General features: G+C 38.9%; 2 protein-coding genes. One reads left to right on the top strand and one right to left on the bottom strand.

Annotated features, from left to right (window positions below; translation table 11 throughout):
• A partial coding sequence (locus BBH99_RS11185; RefSeq protein WP_123873146.1) for a pyridoxal-phosphate dependent enzyme occupies positions 1 to 809 on the top strand: 809 nt, incomplete at its 5' end.
• 285 nt (positions 810 to 1094) lie between these two features.
• Here BBH99_RS11185 and BBH99_RS11180 read toward each other — a convergent pair.
• Positions 1095 to 2223: M20/M25/M40 family metallo-hydrolase (locus BBH99_RS11180; protein WP_066695527.1), on the bottom strand; the 1129-nt coding region annotated here is incomplete at its 5' end.

The raw sequence follows: 2223 nt of genomic DNA, 5'->3' as shown, positions 1-2223 counted from the left end.
TCATCCATCCTTTTGATGATCCTGCTATTATTGAAGGGCAGGCAACAACAGCATTGGAAATTCTTGAACAGACGGATGAACCCATTGATTATCTTTTTGTACCGATTGGCGGCGGAGGATTGGCAGCAGGTGTTTGTTCTGTTTTTAAAGAATTGTCTCCCCAAACCAAAATCATTGGAGTAGAACCTTCAGCGGCAGCAAGCATGAAAAAGGCGCTGGAAAATGGTAAACCCGTACATCTTGAAAAGATCAGTCGCTTTGTAGATGGTGCTGCCGTACAGCAGGTAGGAAATCTCACGTTTGAACTGTGTAAAAATACATTGCATGATGTAGTCACAGTAGAGGAGGGACTTGTTTGTGAAACCATTCTTTCTTTATACAACAAAGATGCGATTGTTGTGGAACCGGCTGGTGCTCTTTCCGTAGCTGCTTTAGAAAAGTATAAAGATCAGATAGAGGGAAAAAATGTAGTCTGTATCATCAGTGGAAGCAATAATGATATCACCAGAATGGAAGAGATCAAAGAAAAAGCTTTGCTGTATGCGAACTTAAAGCACTATTTTCTGGTGAGGTTCCCCCAAAGACCCGGAGCATTGAAAACTTTTGTAATGGATGTGCTGGGCCCGAATGATGATATTACTTTTTTTGAATACACTCAGAAAAATTCAAAAGAAAAAGGAATTGCAGTCGTGGGAATTGCCCTGAAACAAAAAGAAGATTTCACACCACTAATGGACAATATGAAAAAGCAGGATTTCTTTGTCAACTATCTCAATAATGATCCGTCTTTGATGAATCTTTTGATTTAGTTTGAATACATCCACATTTTATTAGCCACTAATGCACGAATTTTTCTCTGTTTGCAGTATGGAAATATAGCATAATCATCTGCGAAATCCGTGAAATCTGCGCGAGCTTTTTGGGGGGTTATCATTGACTATACAATGTTGACTCTGCGATTTCTGCGGAACGACAAAATATTATGTTGATGTTTAAGAAGGAAAATGATGGTACTCAATTAAAAATCATTCGCGCATCCGTGGCATTATAACAAAAGAAACTCCGGCTCACATTCGTGAGCCGGAGTTGTTTATTTATCTTTCAAGCGTAAAATTAGAAATCACTTTCGGACGTTCGGTTTCATTGGCAACTTTCCATGATGTTCGGTACATCCATTCCGTCATTTTATACAGCTTTTTATAGTTGATGTTTTCAGATTCATCCTGCGGAGTATGGTATTGGTCATGCAGTACACTGGTGAAAAACACTGCAGGAATACCTACTTTAGCATAAGGAAGATGATCGCTTCGGAAGTAGAAATATTCAGCGTGATTCGGAGAATCCCAATCTTTTAAATATTTAAACTTTGTACTTTCATTATTGGCATCTTCAGCCATTTTTACAAGTTCTTCAGAATTTTTATGCGGAGCATTTCCGCCTAATAAAGCGGCTTCATTATTATCGTTTCTTCCGATCATATCGCCATTCAGTACGGCTACAATATTTTCTTTCGGAACGACTGGATGAGCAGCATGCCATCTTGAACCTAGTAATCCTCTTTCTTCAGCACCGTGGAATACAAACAGAATACTTCTTTTTCCCGGTTGCTTTTTATAAGCTCTTGCCATGGCCAGCATCGCCACGCAGGTACTTGCATTGTCATCAGCACCGTTGTAGATGGTATCATTTTTTACAGGATGTCTGATTCCGTCGTGATCCTGGTGACCGCTTAATAAAACGTATTCTTTTTTAAGAACAGGATCTGTACCTTCAATTTTCCCGATGATGTTTACGGAAGGATATTTATACGTTTCAGTCATCAGGTTAAGGGCAACTTTAGGGTTGTTTTTTACCCAGTTGGCATTTTCTCTTTTGATCCAAAGAACTGGAATATTATTGGTGATCTTTTCTCTTAATCCTTCCACACCATACGTTCCTCTGGTCATTTGAGGAAGCACTTCTACCCAGCTTTTGTCTGAAATATCATCCGTAATGAAAATAATGGCTTTTGCTCCCAACTCAGCAGCTTTGTTGTAATATTTTGTTCTTACAAAACCGGGATATCTTCTTACAAAAAGAGTCATTTCCTTATCAATGTTCTTGTCAGAAGCATTTACAGCCAATACTTTTTCTTTAAGGTTCAGTTTGGCAAGATCTTCAGGTTCTGTATTTCCTGCATATACAATTTCGGCATCTACAGAAGCGTTAACAGGTTCAGCAACA

It is taken from the genome of Chryseobacterium contaminans (genome assembly GCF_001684955.1).
GTDB classification, from domain to species: domain Bacteria; phylum Bacteroidota; class Bacteroidia; order Flavobacteriales; family Weeksellaceae; genus Chryseobacterium; species Chryseobacterium contaminans.
The sequence above is the reverse complement of the archived record's forward strand: the minus strand, read 5'-3'. Positions and strand labels throughout refer to the sequence as shown.